At 71.4% G+C, this 7,486-nt stretch carries 3 protein-coding genes and 1 pseudogene; 3 read left to right on the forward strand and 1 reads right to left on the reverse strand.

Going from position 1 to position 7,486, the window contains the following annotated elements:
* The coding region (gene pglW / locus ACRDP3_RS03140) for a BREX system serine/threonine kinase PglW (RefSeq protein ID WP_431515255.1) at positions 1-4,136 on the reverse strand (4,136 nt) is incomplete at its 3' end.
* 522 nt (positions 4,137-4,658) lie between these two features.
* On the opposite strand from pglW, the gene ACRDP3_RS03145 reads away from it, so the two are divergent.
* The 3 genes and pseudogenes from ACRDP3_RS03145 to ACRDP3_RS03155 all read left to right on the forward strand — a co-directional run.
* A complete protein-coding gene (locus ACRDP3_RS03145) occupies positions 4,659-6,518 on the forward strand; it encodes a phage tail sheath family protein (protein ID WP_431515256.1) in 1,860 nt (619 codons plus the stop codon).
* On the forward strand, positions 6,511-7,035 hold the full coding sequence (locus tag ACRDP3_RS03150; protein ID WP_431515257.1) for a phage tail protein: 525 nt from the start codon (positions 6,511-6,513) through the stop codon (positions 7,033-7,035). The genes ACRDP3_RS03145 and ACRDP3_RS03150 overlap by 8 nt, the downstream gene beginning before the upstream one ends.
* 19 nt (positions 7,036-7,054) lie before the next feature.
* Positions 7,055-7,486, forward strand: a pseudogene (locus ACRDP3_RS03155) (hypothetical protein); the annotation flags it as partial.

The following is a 7,486-nucleotide window of genomic DNA, read 5'->3' on the forward strand; positions in this document are numbered from 1 at the left end:
AGCCGTTCGGTGACCCGCTGGACGTAGGAGCGCAGGCCCGGCTTCAGCTCGCCGGTGCCGGTGAAGGCGGCGTCCGCGCGCAGCACCTTGGACCAGTCCGTGCCCAGCTCCTCGGCCAGGGCGCGGAAGACCGCCAGGAACTCGGCGTTGAAGTCCACCGGGACCACACCGAACTCGGCGGCCAGCGCGGCGGCGGTGCCGGGCAGGTCGGCGCCCTTGAGGGTGAGCGCGAGGAAACCGCCGCGCTGCGCGGAGGTGGTCAGCTTGGCGCGCAGGACGGCCCGCGGATCCCGGCCGGACGCCACCGCTGCCCTGGCCTGGGCGACGAGCACGCTCGTACGGGTGTAGGTGGAGCTGGACCAGCGGGCGCCCTCGACGGCGGGCGGGAAGAAGCGCTTGCGGACGGTGTCGTACTCCAGCGGGAAGCCGGCCTCGCTCAGCGCGTCCTCGATCTCGATGTGGGTGGGTGCGTCCGGGACGGGAAGCGACGGGAAGCGGGCCTTGACCCGCGCGATGAGCTCACCGGTCGAGATTCCGGTCTCGCGGCGGACCCCGGCGACGGCCTGGGAGATACGGAGCGCACGGGCCAGCCCGAGCGCCTTGGGGTAGATCTCCAGTCTCGGCGAGGCGGACGCGTGCCGGGCCACCACGGCGGCGAGAGAGACCAGGCGGGTGTCGGCGAGCGGGGCCATCCCCTCGGGGGCGGGGACCTCGCGCAGCATCCGCAGGACCGTGGCCCGGCCGGGCAACGGGTCGGCTTCGGCGAGCTGGTCGGCCGCCACCCCGAGCGCCGCCGCGTAGTCCGCCAGCTCCTGGGGGGTGGGGTCGTCGGTGCCGGGCAGGGAGTCCAGGGCCAGCAGGACACGCGGGCCACGGCGCAGCACCTCCAGGCGCGGCTCGTGGTCGCTGCCACGCTGCAGCGCCTCCGCGTCGGCGGCGGCGCGGACGACGGAAAGGGACTTGGCGAGCGTCCGCTCAGGAGTGTCGTCACCGGCGCCGTGCCGTACGCGGAGTTCGGCGGCGGCCTCCTGGACGGTCATCACCCGCCCGTACTGGGCGAGGATCTGCACCAGCTCGTCACGGATGTGGGTGATCCAGCCGGTCGCGCTCCACTCCTCGATCGCCGCCACATGGTGGTCGGAGACGGTCTTCTGGCTGCAGCCGAGGTGCTGGGCGATGGCTTTCTGCAGTGGCCATGCACCGAGCGCGGAGAGTTCTCCGCGGTCTCCCCCGTCGCCGCCCGCCTCGTTCCCGTCGGACAGTCCGAGGGTCAGCCGGATGACGCCGGGCCGGAGGTTGCCCTTGCGGGCCGGTCCCGGTACGAGCCGCTCGGCCAGCGAGTCCACCGCCTCGGCGGCGATGCTCCGTACCTCCGCCTGGGGATCGGCGGCCGACACCGTGGCACGTGCCGTCGTCGCCGTGCCCGGCGGGCGGCCGCCGGGGGCGGGGCGGCGCAGCATCGCCGTCCACTGCTTGTGCCGCCGGCCCAGTTCTCTGCGTACCAGCGTCCCGGCGCCACGGGCCCGGGCGATGGTGTGCGGGGGCACGTCGAGCAGTTCGCCGACGGTGACCGCGCCGAGCCCGTTGGCGACGGAGACCGCGCGGGGTGAGAGTCCGGCGGCCTCCAGGCCGGTGGACGGCTCCGCGGCCGCGGCGGCCGTCTCACGGGCCTCCTCCGCACTCGCCGCGAACGCGCCGACGGTCGCGGGGGTGGTGGCCGGCTTGGCGGAGTCGGCGGTACGGAAGATCTGCCGCCAGGCGTCCTCCATCTGCTGGAAGGTGTCGAAGCGGCGGTCGACGTCCCGGTGCAGCGCGCGGTGGAAGAACGCGGTCAGACCGTCCCGCAGACCGGGCTCGAACAGCTCGGCGGCGACGAACAGTTCCACGTCCTCGCTCACGCGGGGATCGCTCTGGCCGTCGCCCCAGACGGGCCGCTCGCCCGAGGCCATCTCGTGCAACGTGATCGCGACCGCGTACCGCTCGGCGTGGTCGTCGTACAGCGAGCGGCGGGTGCTGCCGAGGAACGGGTCGAGGTAGCCGCGGGTGCCCGCGGTGATGTCCCGCTCGGAGGCGTCGGCCAGCGAGAAGTCGAACAGCAGCAGCTCCCACGAGCCGTCGTCCCGTTTGTGCAGACCGAGGTTGTCCGGCTTGATGTCGCGGTGCCGCACGCCCTTGGCCGCGAGCTGGTCGAGGGCGATGAACAGGTCGTTGCCGTATCGCTCCAACTGGTCGTAGGTCAGGCGTCCTTCGCCGCGCAGCCTCGCGCCGAGGGAGGACTCCCCCGCGTACTCGAGTTCCAGGACGGTGTGGCCGGCGATCTCACGCGGCTCCTCCAGCAGCCGGACGATCCGGCCGCCGCCCACCGCCTTGAGCGCCCGGGCCTCCGCGTACAGCCGGGCGTCCTTGTCCTGGTCGAGCGCGGCCTTGAAGACACGCTCCTCGACCACCGCCTTGCCGTCCGGGCCGTCTGCCTCCTCCACCACCCGCTCCACCAGCAGCGCGCGGGCGGTGGCACCGGTCCCCAGCACACGCCTGACAGTCCAGACCGGGTCCACCGGCTGGCCGGGAAGGGCCGTCAGCGGGTCCGACTCGGCGGTCGCGGACTGGTCCGGCACGGCGCTCTGCTGCTCGGCCTCGTCGAGCAGGTCCAGGAAGCGTTCGGCGGACGGCAGCCGGTCGACGACCTCGGCGCGGGTCGCCCGGTAGACCAGGTCGTCGAGGCTGTCGGAGAGGCCGTCGGTCACGGCGTACGGGTGCAGCCCGCCCTCCGCGGACAGCCGCTCGATCAGAGCGCTGCGCTGCGCCGCCGGCCGCTCCCCGGTGAGCAGCAGGTACGCCAGCGCCCCGAGACCGAAGAGGTCCAGGTCCACCGGGTCCGCGAACTCCTGGTCGGTCTCCGGTGCGAGATAGATCTGGGCGGCGTCCTCGATCAGGGCGGCGTCGAGCGACGTGTCGCCGATGGAGCGCAGAGAGGTGCTGTCGAAGTCCCGGGCGGCCGTCTGCCAGTCGGTGATGCGTACGACGGGTCCGGCACCGCTCTCCCCTGCGGAGATGTAGACCGAGCGGGCGGACAGCGCGCGGTGGTACAGGGAGCGGTGGTGCGCGTAGCGGAGCGCCTCGGCGAGCTGGCGTACCAGATCCAGTCTGGTCTCCGGGGTGAGCCTGCCGCCGTAGGCGTCGAGGTAGGCGTCCAGCCGGAGATCGCTGTGGCGGTGCCGGAACAGGATCGCCGGGCCGCCCTGGTGCTGCCGGATCTGCACGGCTTGGGCGACGCCCCGGTGCGTGATGCCCTGTAGCACCTGGTACTCGCGGCGGGCCGCGCGGTCGGCGGCGCGCCGCGCGGCGTCGGCGGCCAGCTGCTCGACCAGGTATATGCGGACGCGGCCTTCCTCCTGGACGAGCCCGTCGTCGCGGACGGCGAGGCGGTCCTCCCAGCCGGGACCCGCGTCCAGCACACCGGGTTCGAGTTTCCAGTCGTCGCCGTAGCGCAGGTGGGCGGTGGAGTGGCTGATGCCGATCTTCTGCATCAGCTGCTCCAGCAGCTGGGCGGACTGCGGGGTGATGCGCCAGCTCTCCCGCTCCGGCGGTCTGCCGAGCAGGTCGTCCCAGATCCGGTCGAGACCGCCGGTGCCGTCGTTGCGCCCGTAGACGTTGATCCGCTGGAACTCGTCCAGCCCACTCACCAGGCCGGGTGCATGCAGGAAGACCGCGGGCTTGATGAAGGGGACGCGCCGCGGGTCGACACCCATGGACCGCGCGGCGCGCTCCAGCCGGCCCTTGAGTTCCTTGCACTTCAAGTCGGTGAGGTGCAGGGGGTTCTTCAGGGTGCGGACCCGGTCGTGGTGGAACTGCCAGGTCTCGCCGTGGTTGACCACCCTGCCGGGGTGTCCTTTGAGCTCCAGCAGATACAGGCCGCCGGGGACGGCGATGAACAGGTCGCACTCGTTGGTCCGGCCGGAGGCGGCGGTGAAGGAGTACGTCGCCCAGGCCCGGTAGGGCTCGGACTTCGGCATGAGCTGCCGGATGTGGTCGAGGCCGTCCTGCTCCCACGAGTAGGCGGAACGGCGAGGCTGGAACCAGCGCTCCTTGCGCAGCGGCCCGGGCCTGGGTGGCGGGGGCGTCTTCGCTGCCGTCACGGTCCGACCTCCCCGGTGTCCATCTCACCCGTTGCGTGGAGATTTCCCGCCGACCCTACCGTGGCGTGGGTGGTCGTCCGGCACGGACGTCTGAGGGGCACGACCGCTGTCATCTCTCGGTCACCGGAGGCTCAGACGGTTCCACCACCGTCGCTCCTGATCTTGCGTCAGATTCACTGGGAGCGACGGGTGATGAGGGCACGGTGGCTTCATGAAGACCCTCCATGAACTCTCCACCGGAATGCTCCATACCGTCACCCGCATATGCATAATCGGACACTTCAGCCGCCACATGGCCGAAACGGCTCCTTGACCGGCGTCGGTGAACTCCTCCAGGCTTGCTACGGATTCACGCACCAGGACCCACAAGTCATGTACGGGAAAGTCATGACCCGGGGCTCTGCGGTATGACTGCCGCACGGGGGTGTGCGACGGGGGAGTTCCACAGCTGACGTGTGCGCTGCCAAGCACGCTCCGATCCCTCCTGCGCATCTCCTGGCGCCCGTAGGGATTGGAGGGGGAATGACGCAAGCGAGCTATCCCGGCGTATACATCGAAGAGCTGCCCAGCAGCGTCCGTACCATCGGCGGGGTCACCACTTCGGTGACCGCTTTTGTCGGTCACACCCGCCGGGGTCCGTTGAACAAGCCGGTCCGGGTCACCAGTTTCGCCGAGTTCGAGCGCCGCTTCGGGGGCCTTACCGCGCAGAGCGCCGTCAGCTACGCGGCGCACCAGTTCTTCGGCAACGGCGGCACGGTCGCCGTGATCGTGCGCGTGGCCGCGTCCGGGACCGGGGAGGCGGCCTGCGTCACGCTCGAGTCCACCGAGGACCGCAGCGCCTGCCCGGTGCTGAAGGTCCACGCGAAGGAGCCCGGCGTCTGGGGGTCGGGGCTCCGGGTCGCCGTCGACCACGACACCCGCGCTCCCGAGGAGACCTTCAACCTCCGCGTCCTCGACGCGAAGGGCGGGGCACGGGAGACCTTCACCGGCCTCTCCATGCGGGCCGACCAGGGCCGGTTCGTCGAGACCGTGGTCAACGAGGGTTCGGCGCTCGTCCGGGTGGAGGTCCTCGGCGACGGCCGCCCCGACCCCTCGGGGACGGTCTCCAAGCCGTTCGGGTCCGAACTCCCCGACCTCGCCGTCGACCTCACGGTCAAGATCGGCGAGGTGGAGCGCGAGTTCACCCTGTACGACCCGGACCAGGACGGCGAGGCTCCCTGCGACGTCACCGAACTGGCCCTGCTGCTGGAGCGCAAGCTGCGCGCGCTGCCGGACGCCCCGGGCAAGCGAGCCTTCGCCGGAACGGAGGTCACCGCGTTCGGACACCGGCTCCAGGTGGTCGCCGGGTCCCTGGATCCCGACGACGTCGTCCGCTTCGTCGGCGAATGCGCCAACGACCTGGGCCTGGAGGCCACCGTCAACCCGCCTGTGTTCGCACTGGCCGGCGGCGTGGACGGCGATCCCCCGGGCCCCGGGGACATCATCGGCAGTGAGGCCGGCAAGACGGGGCTCCAGGCACTGCGCGACGTCGACGACGTCAACCTGCTGTCCCTGCCGGAGCTCTCGGCCTACGAGTCGACCGAGGACATGGTCACCGTCCTGTCGGCGGCGCAGGCGCTCTGCCGGGAGCAGCGGATCTTCCTGCTGGTGGACGCGCCCACCACCTGGGTCAGTGTGGACAGCGCCCGGGCCGGGCTGGGCGCCCTGGAACACGTGCGCAGCAACCACGCGGCCCTGTTCTTCCCGCACCTGCGGATGACCGATCCGCTCACCGGCAGGCTGCGTTCCTTCCCGCCGTCGGGGGCCCTGGCCGGGGTCATCGCCCGTACGGACGCCGAGCGCGGGGTCTGGAAGGCACCGGCGGGCACGGAGGCCAGGCTCGCCGGCGTCCGGTCGCTGACCGTACAGCTGACCGACCGGGAGAACGGTCTGCTGAACCCGCTGGGCGTGAACTGCCTGCGCACCTTCCCCGTCGTCGGCCCGCTGGTGTGGGGCGCCCGGACGATGGAGGGCGCCGACGCGCTGGACAGCGAGTGGAAGTACCTGCCGGTGCGACGGCTGGCTCTGTACGTCGAGGAGAGCCTCCAGCGGGGGCTGCAGTGGGTGGTTTTCGAGCCGAACGGCGAGCAGCTGTGGCAGCAGATCCGGCTCGACACCTCGGCGTACCTCAACACGCTTTTCCGGCAGGGCGCTTTCAAGGGCTCCACGCCGCGCGAGGCGTATTTCGTGAAGTGCGACAAGGACACCACCACCGACGCGGATATCGCACGCGGAGTGGTGAACGTGCTGGTCGGTATCGCCCCGGTCAAGCCCGCAGAATTCGTAGTCGTCAAGATCCAGCAGATGGCCGGACAGTTCGAGTTTGAGGAATCCGATGGCTGAATTTCAGGTGAACGCCCATCGCTTCGACCCGTACAAGAACTTCAAGTTCCTCGTCCTGTGGGGCGGGCGCACGGTCGCGGGCATCAGCAAAGTCAGCCCGCTGAAGCGCACAACCGAGGTCGTCAAGCACCGGCACGGCGGCGACCCCAGCACTCCGCGCAAGTCGCCGGGCCGTTCCGAGTTCGAGGGGATCACGCTCGAACGCGGCGTCACGCACGACCCGGAATTCGACCGCTGGGCCAACAAGGTCTGGCAGGTCGGTGCGGGGCTCGGCGCCGAGGTGTCACTCGCGGACTTCCGACGGGACATCCTGGTACAGGTACTCAACGAGGCCGGCCAGGTGGCCGTCTCGCACAAGCTCTACCGGGCGTGGCCGAGCGAGTACCAGGTGCTGGGTGAGATGGACGCCAACGCCAACGCGGTGGCGATCCAGAGTCTCAAGCTGGAGTGCGAGGGCTGGGAGCGCGACTACGAGGTGCCGGAGCCCACCGAGCCTTCGTTCACCCACCCGGCCTGACCTCCGGGCGGTCCGAGGGATGGCGATCACGGGACCCGCGGAGTTACTGGCCACCTGGGAGGCGGGGCTGGGGCAGCACGGCCACGGGCGTGCCCTGCTGCTGCACCGGGCCGCCCGCCCGGAGGCGGCCGACGGCGATCTGCTGTCGGTGCCGCTCGGCGAGCGGGAGGCGGACCTCTTCGCGCTGCGCCGCACGCTGTTCGGCGAGCGGCTGCAGGTGCGGATGGACTGCGGCCGCTGCGCCGAGGCGATGGAGTTCGACCTGGACATCGGCGAACTGCTCGCCCGGCAGCCGCGGTGGGAGGGCCCGCTGCGGGTGGAGGAGGGCGACTGGGTGGTCGAGTTCCGGCTGCCCACCGTCGCCGACCTCACGGCGGCCGCCCATGCCGTGGGCGCCGGTCCGGACGCGGAGACCGGCCCGGCGCTCGCCCGGCGGCTGCTGCTCGCACGC

This window comes from Streptomyces sp. (assembly GCF_050698815.1).
GTDB lineage: Bacteria > Actinomycetota > Actinomycetes > Streptomycetales > Streptomycetaceae > Streptomyces.

Excerpts from the sequence above, each read along its gene's own strand:
- ACRDP3_RS03150 (WP_431515257.1), top strand. The coding sequence starts at position 6,511 with ATGGCTGAATTTCAGGTGAACGCCCATCGCTTCGACCCGTACAAGAAC.
- ACRDP3_RS03145 (WP_431515256.1), top strand. The coding sequence starts at position 4,659 with ATGACGCAAGCGAGCTATCCCGGCGTATACATCGAAGAGCTGCCCAGC.